We start from the raw sequence: 19,219 nt of genomic DNA on the forward strand, positions 1-19,219 counted from the left end.
CCCCCCCCCCCCCCCCCCCCCCCCCCCCCTAGGCCGATCGTCAGGCCTTCACGTACGTCTTGTAGAGCAGGGTCGCCGAGAAGTTCGGGTCGAACTGGGCGCCGCCGACCTTGTTGCCGTAGACGTAGTAACGGCGCTGGTACATCTCGGGGATGATCGGAGCGACTTCCTCCATGATCCGCTTGTCCAGCGCGGCCCAGGCGGCACCGGCCTTCTTCTGGTCGGAGATGACCATGTTCTTCTGGACGCCCGAGTCGATCCACGGGATGTTCGTCTGCGAGACGTTGTACAGACCGTCGCCGATGTTGGCGCTGTCGAACAGCGGCTGGATCATCGTGTAGGCGGTCGGCCAGTCCGGGGACCAGCCGAACCACATGACGTCGTAGCTGTTGTCGACCTTCTGGATCTGGTCGTAGTACGTCGTCGAGTCGACGGGCTTGATGATCGGCGTGAAGCCGGCCGCCTTGAGCGCGTTCTCGATGACGACCTTGGTCTTGTTGTAGGTCGGGTCCTGCGGGAAGGCGTAGACGATCTTCATGCCTTCCTTGCCGGCTTCCTTCAGCAGCTTCTTCGCGGCCGCCGGGTCACCCTGCGGCTTCGTCAGCTTGCCGTAGACGTCGAACTTCTCGCGGCCCAGGATGTCGGGGCTGAGGATCGTGGTCGCGAAGTCGCCGGAGGACGCGCCACCGTAGACCTGGCGGATCTGCTGGAGCGGCCAGGCGTGGTTCAGGGCCTGACGGACCTTCAGGTCGGTGACGCGCTTGGTGTTGATCGCGTAGTAGTACGTGCCGGTGAGCAGACCGTTGAAGGTGCGCTTCTTGATCTCCGGGTCCGTGAGGACCTTCTGGATGCGCTCGGCGGGCACGCCCTTGTAGATCGAGACGGCGTACGCGTCCTTGCCCGAGGAGGCGATCAGACGGTCGACGGAGTCCAGGGTCTCGATGCCGAAGTCGAACTCGAAGCCGTCCGGGTAGGCGTTGCGGATCGAGTCCGTCGCCGGGTCCCAGTTGGTGTTGCGGACGAGCACCATCGACTTGTCGATGGTGTGGCTCTTGACCTTGTACGGCCCGCAGGAGGTCGGGTTCTTGTCGTACTTCTCCTTGGTGTCGAACTTCGGGGACACCGCGGCGTACGAGTGCATCGCCATCGTGAAGTTGAAGTCCGGACGGGCCTCGGCCAGGTTGAACGTGATGGTCTTCTTGGCCTTGTCCGTCACGATCTGGCTGAGGTGCTTGCCCTTGTAGGGGCCCTCGTACGCGTCACGCCACTTGCCGCCCTTGCCCGTGAGGGCGATCTGGACGTAGCTGGCGGACTCGATGATGTACTTGGCCCACAGGCGCTCGATGCCGTGGCGGACGTCCTCGACCGTGAGCTCGGTGCCGTCCTGCCACTTCAGACCGTCCTTCAGCGTGAAGGTCCAGGTCTTGCCGCCGTTGGACATGGTGCCGGTGTCCGTGGCGAGGTCGCCGACCAGCTTCTGCTTGCCGGCCGAGTCGATCTTGTAGCCGGTGAGGCAGCGGTGCAGGAGCAGCGCGACGGTGGAGTTGTACGCGTAGTAGATGCGCCCCGGGTCGAGGTGCGAGAAGTCGTCGGGGGCCAGGCCGTAGATCGTGCCGCCCTTCTTCGCGCCCGCTATCTCCGGAGCCGGACCGGTCGAGTCCTCCTTGGTGCCGACCGTGACCTTGGCACCGGTGTACTCCGTGGCGCCGCCGCTCGGAGTGCCGCTGCCGCTGCCGGAGTCGCCGCTGCTGCACGCGGAGAGCAGCGTCGAGCTTGCCGCGGCGACTGACGTCGCGATGACGAAGTTTCTGCGGGAAAGAGACATGCCTGGCCCGTTCTTGTGGATGGGAGAGGTGCGGGGTGCACTCCGGCCGGGCCCCGTCGCCCGGGCCGGAGGGGGGAGATCAGCGCTTGGTCTTCGGGTCCAGCGCGTCGCGGACCGAGTCACCGAGCAGGTTGAAGGCCACTACGAAGATCACCATGGACAAGCCCGGGAAGAGCATGAAGGTGATGTCGTTCTGGTAGTACTTGGCGCCGAACTGGAGCATCACGCCCCAGTCGGGAGTGGGGTCCGTGAGACCGACGCCGAGGAACGCGAGACCCGCTTCGGCCGTGACGTACGCGGGGAGCAACAGCGTGGACTGGATCAGGATCGGCGTCCACAGGTTGGGCAGCAGTTCCTTGAAGATGATCCGCGCGGGCGAGGCGCCTGTGACCTTGGCGGCCTCGACGAACTCCCGTTCACGCAGGGCCAGTACCTCACCGCGGAGCAGACGGGCGATGGAGGCCCAGCCGAAGGCCGTCATCACGAGGATGAGGCTGGTGACCGTCAGCCAGATCGGCGTGTTCTCGTCCGGGGCGACGAAGATCGCGAGGACGACCGGCCAGAAGGCGATGAAGAACAGCGTCTGCGGGAAGGCCAGCAGGATGTCGATCACGCGGCCGACGAAGTAGTCGGTCTTGCCCCCGAGATAGCCGGCGGTGATGCCGATGACGACGCCGAGCAGGGTCGTCATCAGGGTGGCCGCGGTCGCGATGAGCAGCGAGTTGCGCATGCCGTAGAGCAGGAACGTCATGACGTCGCGGCCGAGGATCGGCTCGACGCCGAACCAGAACTCGCCGCTGATGCCGCCGTTGGCCTTCGTCGGGAAGCTGAACTCGTTGAGCAGGCCCGGGATGTTCATGCCGTACGTCGTGTACGGGTTCTTGCCGTAGAGCTTGGAGATCAGCGGGGCGCCGATCGCCACGACGAAGAAGAAGATCACCACATAGGCGGAGATGACACCCGAGCGATCCCGTTTGAAGCGGGTCCAGGCGAGCCGCCCGGGAGACTTGCTCTCGCCGCCCTTCGGAGCGGTGGACTTCGTCTGTATCGCGGCGTCTTCGTCGGTCACCTCAAGTGGGGCGGCCGCGGACGGAGTAGGGGGTGTCATGGTGCTCCAGGCCCGGAGGGGTCAACGATTCCGCAGGGTTCGCCTACGGGCTACGCCGGACTTTTTCAACGCAATTCATTCAAGGTCAATAAATTCTCGCCGCCCTTGGTTTTGTCTTTACCTTCTTTACCTCTGCTTGACCTTAGCGTAACTACGCGTGTAGCGCTCTGTGGCCGTTCTGTGTCCGGATTCGGGCCAACTGGGGCGAACCGGGTAAGAGGTTCGATATGCGGACGCGCGTGTCTCGGAATGCGTACATAGGGTGCGCGTTTTCAAACGGTTCGGCATCGGAAGGCGAAGATCCATTGCGTCCCGCATCCGGAGCGTCCGAGCCCGGGGGGACGTACCCCCCGAAAGGGTGGCGTAAATGTGCGGTATGTGCTTGTAGCCCTGATATTGGCGAAAAGGCACAGCGCACCGGCGCTGCACACACAGCGCACTCTGAGGAGGCACTCCATGCGTGGAGCCACGCACGCCAGATGGGCCGCATGCGCGGCGGCGGTAGCCCTGACGGCGACCGCCTGCGGAGGCGGGGGGAGTGACAGCGGAGGCGGCGGCGACGGCTCCGGGGTGGTGAGCTCCTCCTGGGGTGACCCGCAGAACCCGCTGGAGCCGGCCAACACCAATGAGGTGCAGGGCGGCAAGGTCATGGACATGATTTTCCGTGGCCTCAAGCGGTACAACGCCAAGACCGGCGCCGCCGAGGACATGCTCGCGGACAAGATCGAGACGTCCGACTCGCAGAACTTCACGGTCACGATCAAAAATGGCTGGAAGTTCAGCAACGGCGAGGCCGTCACGGCCCAGTCCTTCGTCGACGCCTGGAACTACGGGGCGAGCCTGAAGAACAACCAGAAGAACGCGTACTTCTTCGGGTACATCGACGGCTACGACAAGACCCACCCCGACTCGGGCTCGCAGAAGGCGGACAAGCTCGACGGCCTCAAGGTGACCGGCACCGACACCTTCACGGTCAAGCTCAACCAGAAGTTCTCGACCTTCCCCGACACCCTCGGCTACGCCGCCTACTCGCCGCTGCCCAAGGCGTTCTTCGACGACCACGCGGCCTGGGTGAAGAAGCCGGTCGGCAACGGCCCGTACACCATCGACTCCTACACCAAGGGCTCGAAGATGTCCCTGCGCAAGTGGGACGGCTACTCCGGCACGGACAAGGCGCAGAACGGCGGGGTGGACCTGAAGGTCTACACCGACAACAACACCGCCTACACCGACCTGCTCGCGGGCAACCTCGACCTCGTCGACGACGTGCCCGCCTCCCAGCTCAAGAACGCCAAGAGCGACCTGAGCGGCCGCTACATCAACACGCCCGCCGGCATCATCCAGACCCTGGCCTTCCCCTTCTACGACAAGAAGTGGGACGCGAGCGGCGTGGAGAAGGTCCGCAAGGGCCTGTCCATGGCGATCAACCGCAAGCAGATCACCGAGACGATCTTCCAGAAGACCCGCACCCCGGCCACCGACTGGACCTCCCCGGTCCTCGGTGAGAAGGGCGGCTTCCAGGACGGCCTGTGCGGCGACTCCTGCGACTACGACCCGGCCGCGGCGAAGAAGCTCGTCCAGGAGGGCGGCGGCATCCCCGGCGGCCAGGTCAAGATCTCGTACAACGCGGACACCGGCTCGCACAAGGAGTGGGTGGACGCCGTCTGCAACTCCATCAACAACGCCCTGGGCAACGACAAGGCGTGCGTCGGCAACCCGGTCGGCACCTTCGCCGACTTCCGCAACCAGATCGGGCAGCACAAGATGCCCGGTCCCTTCCGGGCCGGCTGGCAGATGGACTACCCGCTGATCCAGAACTTCCTGCAGCCGCTGTACTACACCAACGCCTCCTCCAACGACGGCCAGTGGTCCAACAAGGACTTCGACAAGCTCGTCAACCAGGCGAACGCCGAGACCGACCGCGCCAAGGCCGTGAAGCTCTTCCAGCAGGCGGAGGAGGTCGTGCGCGACAACATGGCCGCCATCCCGCTCTGGTACCAGAACGGCAGCGCCGGCTACTCGGACAAGGTCTCCAACGTGGCACTGAACCAGTTCAGCGTCCCCGTCTACAACGAGATCAAGGTCAGCTGAGACGCCGCCCGGGACGGCTCCTTCACCGGGGCCGTCCCGCCTAACCCCGGAGCCCCCATGGGACGGTACGTGATCCGGCGTCTGCTGCAGATGATCCCGGTCTTCATCGGCGCGACCCTGCTGATCTTCCTCATGGTGTACGTGATGGGCGACCCCATCGCGGGCCTGTGCGGTGACCGCCAGTGCGACCCCGCCACGGCCGCGCAGCTGCGCAAGGAGTACAACCTCGACGAGAACTGGTTCTTTCAGTACCTGCACTACATGGGGAAGGTCTTCACCGGCGACTTCGGCACGGCCTTCAACGGGCAGGAGGTCACCGAGCTGATGCGGACCGCCTTCCCGGTCACCATCCGGCTGACGATCGTGGCGATCCTCTTCGAGATCATCATCGGCATCGCGCTGGGCGTCATCACCGGCCTGCGGCGCGGAAAGCCCATCGACACGGGCGTCCTGCTGCTGACCCTGGTCGTCATCTCCGTGCCGACCTTCGTCACCGGTCTGCTGCTGCAACTGCTGCTCGGCGTCGAGTGGGGCTGGATCAAACCGTCGGTCTCCGCGGAGGCCACGTTCAGCGAACTGATCGTGCCCGGGCTCGTGCTCGCCTCGGTCTCCCTCGCGTACGTGACCCGGCTGACCCGGACCTCCATCGCGGAGAACAAGCGGTCCGACTACGTCCGCACAGCTGTCGCCAAGGGCCTGCCCCGGCGCCGGGTGATCACCAAGCACCTGCTGCGCAACTCGCTGATCCCCGTGGTCACGTTCATCGGTACGGACGTCGGCGCACTGATGGGCGGCGCCATCGTCACCGAGCGGATCTTCAACATCCACGGCGTCGGCTACCAGCTCTACCAGGGCATCGTCCGGCAGAACACACAGACCGTCGTCGGCTTCGTGACCGTGCTCGTCCTCGTGTTCCTGGTCGCCAACCTGCTCGTCGACCTCCTCTACGCCGTACTCGACCCGAGGATCCGCTATGCCTGAGCAGCCGCCGTACGAGCCAGAGGCGCATTCGGGGTCCGGATCCCTGCCTGCCAGGCCGGCGGGTCCTCCTCCCGAAGACCTCGCCATCGCCCCGACCGGGATGGGAGGCACCATGGACCTCGGCAGCAGCGAGGCCGAGACGCTGGAGAAGACGCCCGGTGGACCGGAAGGCACCGGCCCACAGGAGAAGCCGCGCTCGCTCTGGTCCGACGCCTGGCGGGACCTGCGGCGCAACCCTGTCTTCCTGATCTCCGGGCTGGTCATCCTCTTCCTGGTGGTCATCTCGCTCTGGCCCTCGCTGATCGCCTCCGGCAACCCGCTCAGCTGCGACCTCTCCAAGGCCCAGGAGGGCTCACAGCCGGGCCACCCGTTCGGCTTCGACGGCCAGGGCTGCGACGTCTACACGCGAACCGTCTACGGCACGCGAGTCTCCATCAGCGTCGGCGTGTGCGCCACCCTCGGTGTCGCCATTCTCGGCTCGGTGTTCGGTGCGCTCGCCGGGTTCTTCGGCGGCGTCTCGGACGCGATCCTGTCCCGTATCACCGACATCTTCTTCGCGATCCCGGTGGTGCTCGGCGGCCTGGTCCTCCTCTCCGTCGTGACCAGTAATACGGTCTGGCCCGTCATCGGGTTCATGGTTCTGCTCGGCTGGCCGCAGATCTCCCGGATCGCGCGCGGCTCCGTCATCACCACCAAGCAGAACGACTACGTCCAGGCGGCCCGCGCCCTCGGCGCCTCCAACTCCCGGATGATGCTTCGGCACATCACGCCCAACGCGATCGCGCCGGTCATCGTCGTGGCGACCATCGCGCTCGGCACGTACATCTCGCTGGAGGCGACGCTCTCCTTCCTCGGCGTGGGACTGAAGCCGCCGACGGTGAGCTGGGGCATCGACATCTCCGCGGCGTCCGCCTACATCCGCCAGGCCCCGCACATGCTGCTGTGGCCGGCCGGGGCCCTGGCGATCACGGTGCTCGCCTTCATCATGCTCGGCGACGCGGTGCGCGACGCCCTCGACCCGAAGCTGAGGTGAGCCGCCGTCATGCTGCTCGAAGTGCGTGACCTGCATGTGGAGTTCAGGACCCGGGACGGTGTCGCCAAGGCCGTCAACGGCGTCAACTACAGCGTGGACGAGGGCGAGACGCTCGCCGTGCTCGGCGAGTCGGGCTCCGGTAAGTCGGTCACCGCGCAGGCCGTGATGGGCATCCTCGACATGCCGCCCGGCAAGATCACCGGCGGTGAGATCCTCTTCCAGGGCCAGGACCTGCTCAAGCTCAAGGAGGACCAGCGGCGCAAGGTCCGGGGCGCCGAGATGGCGATGATCTTCCAGGACGCGCTGTCCTCCCTCAACCCGGTGCTGTCCGTCGGCGACCAGCTCGGCGAGATGTTCACCGTGCACCGCGGGATGTCCCGCAAGGACGCCCGGACGAAGGCGATCGAGCTGATGGACCGGGTGCGGATCCCGGCCGCCGCCGACCGTGTGCGCGACTACCCCCACCAGTTCTCCGGCGGCATGCGCCAGCGCATCATGATCGCCATGGCGCTGGCGCTCGAACCCGCGCTGATCATCGCCGACGAACCGACCACCGCCCTCGACGTCACCGTCCAGGCCCAGGTGATGGACCTGCTCGCCGAGTTGCAGCGCGAGCTCAACATGGGGCTCATCCTCATCACCCACGACCTCGGCGTGGTCGCGGACGTGGCCGACAGGATCGCCGTGATGTACGCGGGCCGGATCGTCGAGTCGGCGCCGGTGCACGACATCTACAAGGCGCCCGCCCACCCGTACACCAAGGGCCTGCTGGAATCGATCCCGCGCCTGGACCAGAAGGGCCAGGAGCTCTACGCCATCAAGGGCCTGCCGCCGAACCTGATGCACATTCCGCCCGGCTGCGCCTTCAACCCCCGCTGCCCGATGGCCCAGGACGTCTGCCGGACCGATGTGCCGCCGCTGTACGAGGTGGACGAGGACCGGCGCAGCGCCTGCCACTTCTGGAGGGAGTGCCTGAATGGCTGAGTCGATTCTGGAGGTCAGCGGGCTCGTCAAGCACTACCCGCTCACCCGGGGCATCGTGTTCAGGAAGCAGATCGGCGCCGTCAAAGCCGTCGACGGAGTGGATCTCGAACTCCGCCAGGGCGAGACCCTCGGCATCGTGGGCGAGTCCGGCTGCGGCAAGTCGACGGTGGCCAAGATGCTGGTCAACCTGGAGAAGCCGACCGCCGGGACCATCAAGTACAAGGGCGAGGACATCACCAAGCTGTCCGGCAGGGCCCTGAAGACGGTGCGCCGCAACATCCAGATGGTCTTCCAGGACCCCTACACCTCGCTCAACCCCCGTATGACGGTGGGCGACATCATCGGGGAGCCGTACGAGATCCATCCCGAGGTCGCGCCGAAGGGCGACCGCCGCAAGAAGGTCCAGGACCTGCTGGACGTGGTGGGGCTCAACCCCGAGTACATCAACCGCTATCCGCACCAGTTCTCCGGCGGCCAGCGCCAACGCATCGGCATCGCCCGGGGGTTGGCCCTGCGCCCGGAGATCATCGTCGCCGACGAGCCGGTCTCCGCGCTCGACGTGTCCGTGCAGGCGCAGGTGATCAACCTGCTCGACAAGCTCCAGGACGAGTTCGAGCTGAGCTACGTCTTCATCGCGCACGACCTCTCGATCGTGCGGCACATCTCCGACCGGGTCGGCGTGATGTACCTCGGACGGATCGTGGAGACCGGCAGGGACGCCGAGATCTACGACCACCCGACGCATCCTTATACACAGGCACTGCTGTCCGCCGTGCCCGTCCCGGACCCCGAGGCCCGCGAGCACCGGGAGCGGATCATCCTCGCCGGTGACGTGCCGTCCCCGGCGAACATTCCCTCCGGATGCCGCTTCCGCACCCGCTGCTGGAAGGCCCGCGAGCGCTGCACGCTGGAGGTCCCGCTGCTCGCGGTGCCCGCGGAGTTCCGGCACCTCCAGGGCCCGGCCGCGCACGACTCGGCGTGCCATTTCGCGGAGGAGAAACAGGTCGTGCCTCCCGAGCCGGAGGCATAGCGGTACAAAGCCGTACGAACTTGGTTTACACGCAGGCAACTTGACGGAAGCGGTCCCGATATACGGACGGGCCAAGGTGAACACCGTACGGCCGTGCGGGTGCCGTAGACGAGCCGGGGCGCGCCATGTCGCCCCGGCTCGTTGCCTGCTCAGCCCAGTTTCAGGGCGCGCCGCAGGAAGTCCGCCTGGAGCAGCAGCAGGTTCTCCGCGACCTGTTCCTGCGGGGTCAGGTGGGTGACGCCGGACAGGGGGAGCACCTCGTGCGGGCGGCCGGCCGCGAGCAGCGCGGAGGACAGCCGCAGGCTGTGGGCGACCACCACGTTGTCGTCGGCGAGACCGTGCACGATCAGCATCGGGCGGGCGGGCTCCGCGGCGCCGACCAGCCCCTCGTCGTCGATCAGCGAGTTCGCGGAGTAGACCTCCGGCTGGGTGCGCGGATCGCCGAAGTACCGCTCGGTGTAGTGCGTGTCGTACAGCCGCTGGTCGGTGACCGGCGCGCCGACGACGCCCGCGTGGAACACGTCGGGGCGGCGCAGCACCGCGAGCCCCGCCAGATAGCCGCCGAAGGACCAGCCGCGGATCGCGACCCGGGTCAGGTCGAGCGGGAAGGTCTCCGCGAGGCCCTGAAGGGCGTCGATCTGGTCCTGGACCACGATCGCGGCCACGTCGTCCTTGATCGCCTTCTCCCAGCCGGGGGAGCGGCCGGGCGTGCCCCGTCCGTCGGCGACGATCACCGCGAAGCCCTGGTCGGCGAACCACTGCGAGGTCAGGTGCGCGTTGTGCGCGGCGAGCACCCGCTGCCCGTGCGGGCCGCCGTAGGGGTCCATGAGGACCGGCAGCAGGCCCTCCTTGTGGTCCCGGGGCAGCAGCACGGCGCACGGCACGCGGCGCGCGCCCCCTTCGGTGAGGGTCATGCGCGGGGACATACCGGGGTGTTCCGCGTACGACGCCACGGTCGCCGTCTTCTTGCCGTCGCGCAGCACCTGCACCTGGGCGCCCGGCCGGTCGGGCGCCGCCGAGACCAGCACGGTCACGCCCCCGGCGCGCACCGCCGAGTGCACGCCTGGCTCTTGCGAGACGCGCTCCACTCCGAGCTCATTGACGCGATAGACATGCACCTCGCCGACCTCGGGGGCCGCTGCCGCCTCGCCCGCCGACGCCGAGACCAGCACGTTGTCGTCCGACACGTCGAGAACCGCGCGCAGATGCAACTGCGGTCCCGTCAGCAGGCGTTCGCCGAAGGCGAGGACACGTGCGCCGCCCTCGTCGGCGATCCTCACGAGCTGTCCGCCCGGGCTCCAGGACGGTACGCCGGGGAAAAGATCAAGCCATTGTGGATCTTCGTCGGCATGCACCATCCGGGTCGCCCCGGTGTCCGGGTCCACGGCCAGGAACAGCTGACTGTGCTGGTCCCGCGCCTGCACCAGAATCAGCGGCGCACCCGCCGCTGACCAGTGCACATGCGCCAGATACGGGTAGCGGGCCCGGTCCCAGGCGACCTCCGTGCGCGTCCCGTCCAGCCCGGTCACAAAGAGCCGTACGTCCGCGTTGGGGGTGCCCGCCGCCGGATACGCGACCTGCTGCGGATCGCGCTCCGGGTGCGCGGGATCGGAGATCCACCAGCGCTGGACGGGCGCGTCGTCGACCCGGGCGACCAGCAGCCGGTCCGACTCCGGCGACCACCAGAAGCCGCGCGAGCGGGACATCTCCTCGGCCGCGATGAACTCGGCGAGCCCGTAGGTGACCGTCTCCGACTCGGGCTCCAGCAGCGCCCGGTCACCCTCGCCCTCGGCGCCGACCACCCGCAGGGCGCCGCCCGTGACGTAGGCGACGAGCCGTCCGTCGGGGGAGGGGCGCGGGTCGATCACCGGCCCGGGGACCCGCAGTTCACGTGCCGTGCCGGCCCGCAGCTCCGCCGTGAAAAGCCGCCCCGACAAGGCGAAAGAGGCCAACTCCACCGCCGCGTCGGTGGCGTAGCCGACCACTCCGGCACCGCCCTCGCGGCTGCGCTCACGGCGCGCCCGCTCCTGGACGGACAGACGCTCGCCGGCGCCTCCGAGCAGCGCGAGCGGGTCGGCCGCGACCCGCTCGGCGCCGTCCGCGACATCGAGGACCCACAGCAGATTCGCCCGGTCCGTACCGGAGCGGGAACGCAGGAACACGACACGGGAACCGTCGGGGGCCACGGCGAACGCACGCGGCGCACCGCAGGTGAACCGCTGCGTACGCGCGGACAGGCGCGGGAAGGAGAGAGGCTCGGTCGTCATGCCCCGACCATATTGGCCATGCGCCCCCTTGTGCGGCCGTGCGCCGATCGATGCGCGCGTACGGATAGTTATGATCACTAGCGCTGTGTGGGTATGAACCTGCTGGCTGCTGTATGGATTTGCCGTCCCCGTACGACCCCCTGTCCGGCCCCCGGTCCCTGGGTTCTTTGGAGGTGAGCCGCCGTGGCACTCTCGATTTCGGCGGTGGTGCTGCTGGCGATCATCGTCTTCATCCTGGTCAAGAAGTCAGGGTTGAAGGCCGCGCACGCGATCGTCTGCGTCCTGCTCGGCTTCTATCTCGCCTCCTCGACGGTGGCACCCACGATCAGTGAGCTGACGACGAACATCGCGGGGATGATCGGCAGCATCAAGTTCTGACCGCAGTGGTCGCCTCGTAGGGTGGGGACCATGACGGAACTGCCCGACCGGCGTCTGCTCCTGGTGCACGCGCATCCGGACGACGAGTCGATCAACAATGGCGCGACCATGGCCAGGTATGCGGCCGAGGGCGCCCATGTGACGCTGGTGACCTGCACGCTCGGCGAGGAGGGCGAGGTCATCCCGCCCGAGCTCGCGCACCTCGCGCCCGATCGCGAGGACACCCTGGGCCCGTACCGGACCGGTGAGCTGGCCGCCGCCATGAAGGAGCTCGGCGTCACGGATCACCGGTTCCTCGGCGGGCCCGGCCGTTTCCGCGACTCCGGGATGATGGGCGTCGAGCAGAACCACCGCGCCGGCGCCTTCTGGGCCGCCGACCTGGACGAGGCCGCCGCCCACCTCGTCGAAGTCATCCGCGAGGTACGGCCCCAGGTGCTCGTCACCTATGACCCCGATGGGGGTTATGGGCACCCTGACCACATTCAGGCGCACCGCGTCGCCATGCGCGGCGCCGAGCTGGCCGCCGACGCCGCCTTCCGGCCCGGCCTCGGCGAGCCCTGGCGCATCGCCAAGACCTACTGGAACCGGGTGCCGCGCACGGTCGCCGAGGAGAGCTTCGCGCGGCTGCGGGACGCACTGCCGGAGCTGCCCTTCTCGGCGTCCGCCGCGATCGGCGACGTACCGGGTGTGGTCGACGACTCGGTGATCACCACAGAGATCGACGGCAGCGCGTACGCCGCCGCCAAGGCCGCCGCGATGCGCGCGCACGCCACCCAGATCACCGTGACCGAGCCGTGGTTCGTGCTCTCCAACGACCTTGGGCAGCCGCTCTTCACCACCGAGTACTACGAGTTGGTGCTCGCCGGGGCGCCGAAGACGCGTGAGACGGACCTGTTCGAAGGGGCTTTGTGATGAGTACGGCAGGCAGGCAGGGCAGTGCCCTCGCGCAGCCCCTGGTGCGGCCCTCCGGTGGACGGATCGCCGCCTACCTCGGGCTCTTCGTGCTCGGCGCCGTGGTCGGGGCGGCCGGGGCGCTCATGCAAGCCGCCTGGTTCCCGGGCGGGTTGCTGCTCTCCCTGGCGGGCGCGGCCGGACTCTTCCTGGGCGGATCGCGCGCGACCGGCTCCAGGGCGGGGGCCGTTGCGCCCGCGGTGGGCTGGATGATCGCCGTCGTCCTGCTCACCTCCACCCGCCCCGAAGGGGACTTCCTTTTCGGCGCGGGACTGGGCTCCTACCTCTTCCTGCTCGGCGGCATGGCAGTCGGTGTGATGTGCGCCACGCTTGGCCAGGGGCGGCAACCGGGCGGCCCCGCCGTCCGACTTGGCAAGTGACGTACTACTTTTCCGTATCACGGACGTGCGGGTCCCGTGGGGGTTTCCTTCGCGGGCGCGGTTTGCGCGCCGGGCACGGCCAGTATGGTGGTGCGCGCGCCGAGCCTCCCCCGAGTTCTCGACTTCGTTCGAGCAGCGGGGACCCCCAGAAATGAGATCGAGTACACGGGCGGCGGAGCCAACCGGGAGAACCTGCCTTGAGTCGTGAAACTGACAGTTCGTCCTCCGGGCCCAACGGGCGCGGTGGAGCGGCGTACCCGTCGGGGACGCCGCCGTACGGCACGCCTGCCGCGTCCGAAAACGGTGCCGACGAGGGCCGTTCGGCCGCCGGCACGCCTCCGGAGGAGCGCAGGACCGAGACCACGCTGACGACCCGGATCCGGATCAACATCCCCGGATCCCGGCCGATTCCGCCGGTCGTCGTGCGCACCCCGGTGGGTGACGCGGACGCGTCCGCCGAGGGCACCGACGGCGGCGGCGCGGAGCCGGCCGGGGTCGCGGGCGGCGCGAGTCCGCCCGCGCCCGCAGCGTCGGCCGCCGATCCCGCGGCTCCGGCCGGGGAGAAGCAGAACAACTGGTTTGCGCCGCGCAAGTCCAGTGCCCCCACGGGAGGCCAGGGCGGCGGCTCCACCAACGGAGCGGGCCTGCAGGGCAGTTCGGGAGCTCCGGCACCTTCGGGACCTTCCGCTCCTACCGGTCCCGGCGGTCCTTCGCCCTTTTCCGGTCCTTCGGGAGGTTCCGGGCGCCAGGGTGCGCAGGGTGCTCCCGGCGGTGCGCGTCCCTCCGCGGCGAACGGTGCCGGCCCCCGGCCCGGCGGCGGACCGGTCGGCAGCGGTCCCCGTCCGGGCGGCGGTACGAACGGTGCCGGGCTGCCCGGTGCCACCGGCGCCGGTCCCGTGGCCCCCGGCCATGGCGGCGGCACCGGTTCCTTCGACGTCTCCGCGGCGCTGACGGGCAGCACCGGGTCCTTCCCGCTGCCCGGCTCCGACGCTGCCGGGGAGCCCCGGCGCGACGACCTCCCGTACTTCTCCGAGGGCACCGGCCGCGGCCCCGCGGGCCCGACCGGCGGTCCGGTCACGGGCGACGGACCGCTGGTGCCCCCGGCCGGTCCGGGCGTACGTCCGGGCAGCCTGGCCGCGGGTCCGGGCCGACCCGGTGGTCCCGGCATGGGCCAGGGCGGCCCCGGTGGTCCGGGCGGCCCCGGTGGCCAGGGCGGTCAGGGCGGCCCCGGTGCCGGATACCCCGGCCCCGGCGGTCACAGCGGCCTCGGCGGTCCCGGTGGCGGGCTCAGCGACGACACCGCGATCCTCACGCCGCAGAAGCCGGCCCCCGAACCGGGCGGCCAGGGCTACGGAGCCCCCGGCGACAACGTCTCCGGGCACACCCTGACCAGCGGCATCCCCGTCGTCCCGGCCACCCAGAACTCCCCGTTCGGGCCGGGCGCGCACACCGACGGACCGCTGCCGCACACCCCGCCGAAGCTGCCGGACCCGGTGACCCCGCCGGCCGCGAGCTCCGCGAAGCCCGCCGCCAAGAAGAAGGGGCGCAGCAAGCTGATGCTCCTGGTGGTCGGCGTGGTGGTCATCGGCGGCGGTGCCTACGGCGCCGGGCTCCTGATGAACCACTCCGACGTGCCCAAGGGCACCACCGTGCTCGGCGTCGACATCGGCGGCGGCACGCGCGACGAGGCCGTCAAGAAGCTCGACGACGCCTTCGGCGACCGTACGAACAAGGCGCTGAAGCTGTCGGTCGACGGCGACACGGTGTCCCTCAAGCCGGACCAGTCGGGCCTTCAGCTCGACAGCAAGGCCACCGTCAGCGCCGCCGCGACCAGCGACTACAACCCGGTCTCGGTGATCGGTTCGCTGTTCGGGCAGCAGCGGGTGATCGACCCCGTCATGCCCGTCGACGAGGAGAAGCTGCAGGCCGCCCTGGAGCGGGCCGCGGGCGGCTCCGGCTCGGCGGCGGACGGCACGATCAAGTTCCAGTCCGGCAAGGCCGTCGCCGTGTACGGCAAGGCGGGCAAGGGCATCGACGTCGCGCCGTCCATGACGGCCGTCGAGGAGGCGTACCGCACCCAGGTGGAGACCAACACGACCACGCCGGTCAAGGTGGCCACCAAGACCCGTCAGCCGACGATCCCGAACGCCGAGGTCGACCGGATGCTGAAGAAGTTCGCCGAGCCGGCGATGTCGGGCCTGGTCACGGTGCGCACGGACGCCACGCACTTCGTGCTGTTCAGCCCGGAGAAATCGATCTACAAGTTCCTGAGCGTGCAGGCGGTCGACGGCAAGCTCGTCGAGCACTACGACCTCGCGGTCCTCAAGGAGCTGTACGGCGGTGCCTTCGACGGCGTCACGATCACCAAGGGCAACGGCAGCAAGAAGCCGGTGAGCCCCGAGGACGTCGCGGTGGCCCTCGGCACGGCGCTGCGCGGCACGACACCGGCGGCCCGGATCGTCACCATCCCGACCAACCCGAGCTAGCGGACACGCCTCACGAGCGCAGAGGGCGCCCAGGTCATGGGATCCCATGACCTGGGCGCCCTCTTGTCGTACGGCCGGGTCCGGCCACGACGGGGACGCGCCCGACCCGGCCAGGTCACCGTGGCGTCCATGACATCTGTCATCCCGGAGTCGCGACAGTCGGCACTGCCGGGCGCACCCCGGGCGCGGCCACCATGGATCACATGACGACGACAGCGGAGAGGACCACCGGTTCGGTGGTCGGGTTCGACCAGGTGACCAAGACCTACGGGGACGTCCGGGCCGTGGACGGGCTCACGCTCGACCTGCACCCCGGCGAGACCGTCGCCCTGCTCGGCCCGAACGGAGCCGGCAAGTCGACCACGCTCGACCTGCTCCTCGGGCTCAAGCACGCCGACAGCGGCACGGTCCGGGTGTTCGGCACCAGCCCCCGCGAGGCGATCGTCGCCGGACGCGTGGGCGCCATGCTGCAGAGCGGCGGACTGATGGACGAGGTCACGGTCGCCGAGCTGGTGAAGCTCGCCTGCGACCTGCACCCTCGCCCGTACCGCGCCACCGACGTGCTCGCCCGCGCCGGGATCTCCCAGATCGCCGACCGCAAGGTCAACAAGCTCTCCGGCGGCCAGGAACAGCGCGTCCGCTTCGCGCTCGCCACCGCGGGCGACAGCGACCTGATCGTCCTCGACGAGCCGACCACCGGCATGGACGTCTCCGCCCGCCAGGCCTTCTGGGCCACCATGCGCGAGCAGGCCGACCAGGGCCGTACGGTCCTGTTCGCCACGCACTACCTGGAGGAGGCCGACGCGATCGCCGACCGGGTGCTCGTGCTGCACCGGGGGCGGCTCCTCGCCGACGGCACCGCCGCCGAGATCAAGGCGAAGGCCGGCGCCCGCCGCGTCTCCTTCGACCTGGAGGGTCCGATCGACGAGGCCCCGCTGCGCGCCCTGCCCTTCCTGAGCTCCCTCGACGTGTCCGGACACACGGTCCGCATCCAGTCGACCGACGCCGACGCGACCGTCCACGCGCTGTACGGGCTCGGCGTCTACCCCCGCAACCTCGAAGTCGCCGGGCTCGGTCTCGAGCAGGCCTTCGTCGCCATCACCGCCGCCGAGGAGGCGAAGCAGAAGTGAACAGCCTCATCAAGCTCGAAATCACCCGCGCCCTGCGCAACCGCAAGTTCCTCTTCTTCTCGGTGATCTACCCCTCGGCCCTGTTCCTGCTGATCGCGGGCAGCGCGGACAGCACCACCAAGGTCGACGGCACGGGGCTGACGCTCCCGACCTTCTTCATGGTCTCCATGGCCTCCTTCGGCGCCCTGACCGCCGTCCTGATGGGCAACAGCGAGCGCATCGCCAAGGAACGCGAGAGCGGCTGGGTACGGCAGCTGCGGCTGACCACCCTGCCGGGCCGCGGCTACGTCCTCGCCAAGACCGCGAGCGCCGCCGTGATCAGCCTGCCCTCGATCGTGATCGTCTTCGTGGTCGCCGCGGCCGTGAAGGACGTACGCCTGGACGCCTGGCAGTGGTTCGCGCTCACCGGCACCATCTGGGCCGGCAGCCTGGTCTTCGCCGCGCTCGGCGTCGCCATCGGTTATCTCGCCAGCGGCGACGCGGTCCGCCCGATCACGATGATCACCTACTTCGGGCTCTCCATGCTCGGCGGCCTGTGGATGCCCACGACGACCTTCCCGGACTGGCTGCAGAGCATCGCCAAGTGGCTGCCCACCCACGCGTACGCTGCCCTGGGGCAGGCAATCGAACAGAGCCACGCCCCGCACGCCAAGGACATCGCCATCCTCGCCGTCTCCTTCGCCCTCTTCACGGGCGGTGCGGCGTGGCTGTACCGGAAGGACACGCTGAAGGCGTGAACGCCAAGACCGAGGAACCGTGTTCCGACGAAGACCGGACGGAGCAGCTGACCCGCATGGGACAGCCGCCCCGCAACGGGCGCGAATTCCTGCGCAAGACCCTGTGGATCGGCGTCTGGCTCGTCTTCCTCAGCTCACCGGTCCACGACCTGGTCTCCGGGCACCACACGACCGGCGGCACGGTGGCCGGCTGGCTGGGCCTCGCGGCCTTCGTCGGGATCTACCTGTCGCTGGTCTTCAGGAACATGGGCAGCAGGCAGTTCTCCGGGCGGCTCGTCATCGGGTACATCCTCGTCCTCGGCGCGCTCGCCGTCCTGTTGACCTACACGCTCGGCTCTCCGTGGCTCGGCCTCTTCTGCTATGTCTCCGTCGCCTGCGGGTCGACACTCCCGCTGCGGACCGCGAACTGGGCGGTCCCGGCGACGGCCGGTGTGATGCTGCTCGTCGGGCTGCACGTCGGGGAGAAGGACGCGTGGGACCTGGTCCTGCTGGTCCTGCTCATCGGCTTCGCGATGACCGGGGTCTCGCAACTGGTGCGCACGACCGTCGAGTTGCGCAAAGCTCGCGCCACCGTCGCCCAACTCGCCGCGAACGAGGAGCGATTGCGGCTCGCCCGCGATCTGCACGACCTGCTCGGCCACTCGCTCTCGCTGATCACCCTGAAGAGCGAGCTGGCCGGCCGGATGCTCCCCGACCACCCCGACAAGGCCGCCCAGCAGGTCGCCGACATCGAGAACGTCAGCCGCCAGGCACTGGTCGACGTCCGCGAGGCCGTCACCGGCTACCGGCGCCCCCGGCTGGCCGGTGAACTCGCGGGCGCCCAGGTCGCGTTGACCGCCGCCGACGTCATCGCCGAACTCCCCGCCGAGCCCGACCTCACCGAGGTCCCCGAGGAGAACGAGTCCGCGCTTGCCTGGGTCCTGCGCGAGGCGGTCACCAATGTCGTACGGCACAGCGGGGCCCGGCGCTGCGTGGTGGAACTCGTACGCCGCCAGACCCTCGACGGCCCGATGCTCGAACTGTCCGTGGAGGACAACGGATCGGGCGGCTCCGGCGGCGGCCCCGGCAACGGTCTGACGGGGCTGACCGAGCGCCTGGAGAAGGTCGGCGGGGCACTGGAGGCCGGCCGGGTCCGGCACGGGTTCCGGCTGGTCGCCCGGGTACCGACGGCGGTCGGGCAGGGCGCTGCGGGCGCGCTGGGCGACACCGTAGGATCCGGCGCATGAGTCGTACGATCAAGGTCCTGCTCGCCGAGGACCAGTCGATGGTCCGCGAGGCGCTCGCCGCCCTGCTGGGTCTCGAAGCGGACATCGACGTCGTCGTCCAGGTCGCGCGCGGCGACGAGGTGTTGGAGGCCGCGCGCGCACATGACGTGGACGTGGCGCTGCTGGACATCGAGATGCCCGGCAAGACCGGCATCGAGGCCGCCGCCGAGGTCCACAAGGAACTCCCCGGCATCAAGCTGGTCATCCTCACCACGTTCGGGCGCCCCGGCTACCTGCGCACCGCCATGGAGTCCGGTGCCGACGCCTTCCTGGTGAAGGACGCCCCCGCGGCCCAACTCGCCGCCGCCGTACGCAAGGTGCTCGCGGGCGAGCGGGTCATCGACCCGACCCTGGCCGCCGCCGCTCTCGCGGGGGGCGCCAACCCCCTCACCGACCGCGAACGCGAGGTCCTGCGCGCGGCGGCCGACGGCTCCACCAACGCCGAACTCGCCACCGCCCTCCACCTCTCCCAGGGCACCGTCCGCAACTACCTGTCGACGGCGATCCAGAAACTGGCGGTCCGCAACCGCGCGGAGGCGGTCAGGATCGCGCGGGAGAAGGGCTGGCTGTAAC

Annotated in this window: 16 protein-coding genes; 13 read left to right on the forward strand and 3 right to left on the reverse strand. The window is 69.1% G+C overall.

Going from position 1 to position 19,219, the window contains the following annotated elements:
• Positions 1-40 precede the first annotated feature (40 nt).
• Both ACN6LB_RS26405 and ACN6LB_RS26410 read right to left on the reverse strand, forming a co-directional pair.
• Complete coding sequence (locus ACN6LB_RS26405; protein ID WP_445028097.1) at positions 41-1,825, reverse strand: ABC transporter substrate-binding protein; 1,785 nt, start codon at positions 1,823-1,825, stop codon at positions 41-43.
• A 79-nt stretch (positions 1,826-1,904) separates the two neighbouring features.
• A complete protein-coding gene (locus tag ACN6LB_RS26410) occupies positions 1,905-2,933 on the reverse strand; it encodes an ABC transporter permease (protein WP_445028098.1) in 1,029 nt (342 codons plus the stop codon).
• Between the two features lie 456 nt (positions 2,934-3,389).
• Between ACN6LB_RS26410 and ACN6LB_RS26415 the strand changes: the two genes are divergently transcribed.
• The 5 genes from ACN6LB_RS26415 to ACN6LB_RS26435 are packed head-to-tail and all read left to right on the forward strand — an operon-like array spanning position 3,390 to position 9,052.
• Entirely contained in the window at positions 3,390-5,024 is a 1,635-nt protein-coding gene (locus ACN6LB_RS26415) for a peptide ABC transporter substrate-binding protein (RefSeq protein WP_445028099.1), read from the forward strand.
• Between the two features lie 57 nt (positions 5,025-5,081).
• On the forward strand, positions 5,082-6,005 hold the full coding sequence (locus tag ACN6LB_RS26420) for an ABC transporter permease (RefSeq protein ID WP_445028100.1): 924 nt from the start codon (positions 5,082-5,084) through the stop codon (positions 6,003-6,005).
• Complete coding sequence (locus tag ACN6LB_RS26425; RefSeq protein WP_445028101.1) at positions 5,998-7,038, forward strand: ABC transporter permease; 1,041 nt, start codon at positions 5,998-6,000, stop codon at positions 7,036-7,038. The genes ACN6LB_RS26420 and ACN6LB_RS26425 overlap by 8 nt, the downstream gene beginning before the upstream one ends.
• Before the next feature lie 9 nt (positions 7,039-7,047).
• The gene (locus ACN6LB_RS26430) at positions 7,048-8,022 is read left to right on the forward strand and encodes an ABC transporter ATP-binding protein (RefSeq protein WP_445028102.1); all 975 of its coding nucleotides are present in this window, start codon (positions 7,048-7,050) and stop codon (positions 8,020-8,022) included.
• On the forward strand, positions 8,015-9,052 hold the full coding sequence (locus ACN6LB_RS26435; RefSeq protein WP_445028103.1) for an ABC transporter ATP-binding protein: 1,038 nt from the start codon (positions 8,015-8,017) through the stop codon (positions 9,050-9,052). The genes ACN6LB_RS26430 and ACN6LB_RS26435 overlap by 8 nt, the downstream gene beginning before the upstream one ends.
• 149 nt (positions 9,053-9,201) lie before the next feature.
• Here the strand turns inward: ACN6LB_RS26435 and ACN6LB_RS26440 are convergent, their stop codons facing one another.
• The gene (locus ACN6LB_RS26440; protein ID WP_445028104.1) at positions 9,202-11,319 is read right to left on the reverse strand and encodes a prolyl oligopeptidase family serine peptidase; all 2,118 of its coding nucleotides are present in this window, start codon (positions 11,317-11,319) and stop codon (positions 9,202-9,204) included.
• A gap of 183 nt (positions 11,320-11,502) precedes the next feature.
• Here ACN6LB_RS26440 and ACN6LB_RS26445 point away from each other — a divergent pair, with 183 nt between their 5' ends.
• The 8 genes from ACN6LB_RS26445 to ACN6LB_RS26480 all read left to right on the forward strand — a co-directional run bounded on the left by ACN6LB_RS26445 (position 11,503) and on the right by ACN6LB_RS26480 (position 19,218).
• The gene (locus tag ACN6LB_RS26445) at positions 11,503-11,697 is read left to right on the forward strand and encodes a hypothetical protein (protein ID WP_356136841.1); all 195 of its coding nucleotides are present in this window, start codon (positions 11,503-11,505) and stop codon (positions 11,695-11,697) included.
• A gap of 30 nt (positions 11,698-11,727) precedes the next feature.
• Entirely contained in the window at positions 11,728-12,609 is an 882-nt protein-coding gene (mshB, locus tag ACN6LB_RS26450; protein ID WP_356136843.1) for an N-acetyl-1-D-myo-inositol-2-amino-2-deoxy-alpha-D-glucopyranoside deacetylase, read from the forward strand.
• Positions 12,609-13,028: a DUF6113 family protein gene (locus ACN6LB_RS26455; RefSeq protein ID WP_445028105.1), complete on the forward strand. Its 420-nt coding sequence runs from the start codon at positions 12,609-12,611 to the stop codon at positions 13,026-13,028. The genes mshB and ACN6LB_RS26455 overlap by 1 nt, the downstream gene beginning before the upstream one ends.
• Before the next feature lie 197 nt (positions 13,029-13,225).
• Positions 13,226-15,514, forward strand: coding sequence for a hypothetical protein (locus ACN6LB_RS26460; RefSeq protein WP_445028106.1), 2,289 nt, complete (start codon positions 13,226-13,228; stop codon positions 15,512-15,514).
• Between the two features lie 203 nt (positions 15,515-15,717).
• The gene (locus ACN6LB_RS26465; protein WP_445028107.1) at positions 15,718-16,644 is read left to right on the forward strand and encodes an ABC transporter ATP-binding protein; all 927 of its coding nucleotides are present in this window, start codon (positions 15,718-15,720) and stop codon (positions 16,642-16,644) included.
• Positions 16,641-17,381, forward strand: coding sequence for an ABC transporter permease (locus tag ACN6LB_RS26470; RefSeq protein WP_445028108.1), 741 nt, complete (start codon positions 16,641-16,643; stop codon positions 17,379-17,381). Before ACN6LB_RS26465 ends, ACN6LB_RS26470 begins: the two co-directional genes overlap by 4 nt.
• 56 nt (positions 17,382-17,437) lie before the next feature.
• A complete protein-coding gene (locus tag ACN6LB_RS26475) occupies positions 17,438-18,607 on the forward strand; it encodes a sensor histidine kinase (protein ID WP_445028136.1) in 1,170 nt (389 codons plus the stop codon).
• A complete protein-coding gene (locus ACN6LB_RS26480) occupies positions 18,604-19,218 on the forward strand; it encodes a response regulator transcription factor (RefSeq protein ID WP_356148950.1) in 615 nt (204 codons plus the stop codon). The genes ACN6LB_RS26475 and ACN6LB_RS26480 overlap by 4 nt, the downstream gene beginning before the upstream one ends.
• Position 19,219: the final 1 nt, after the last annotated feature.

It is taken from the genome of Streptomyces sp. SAS_270, assembly GCF_052543295.1.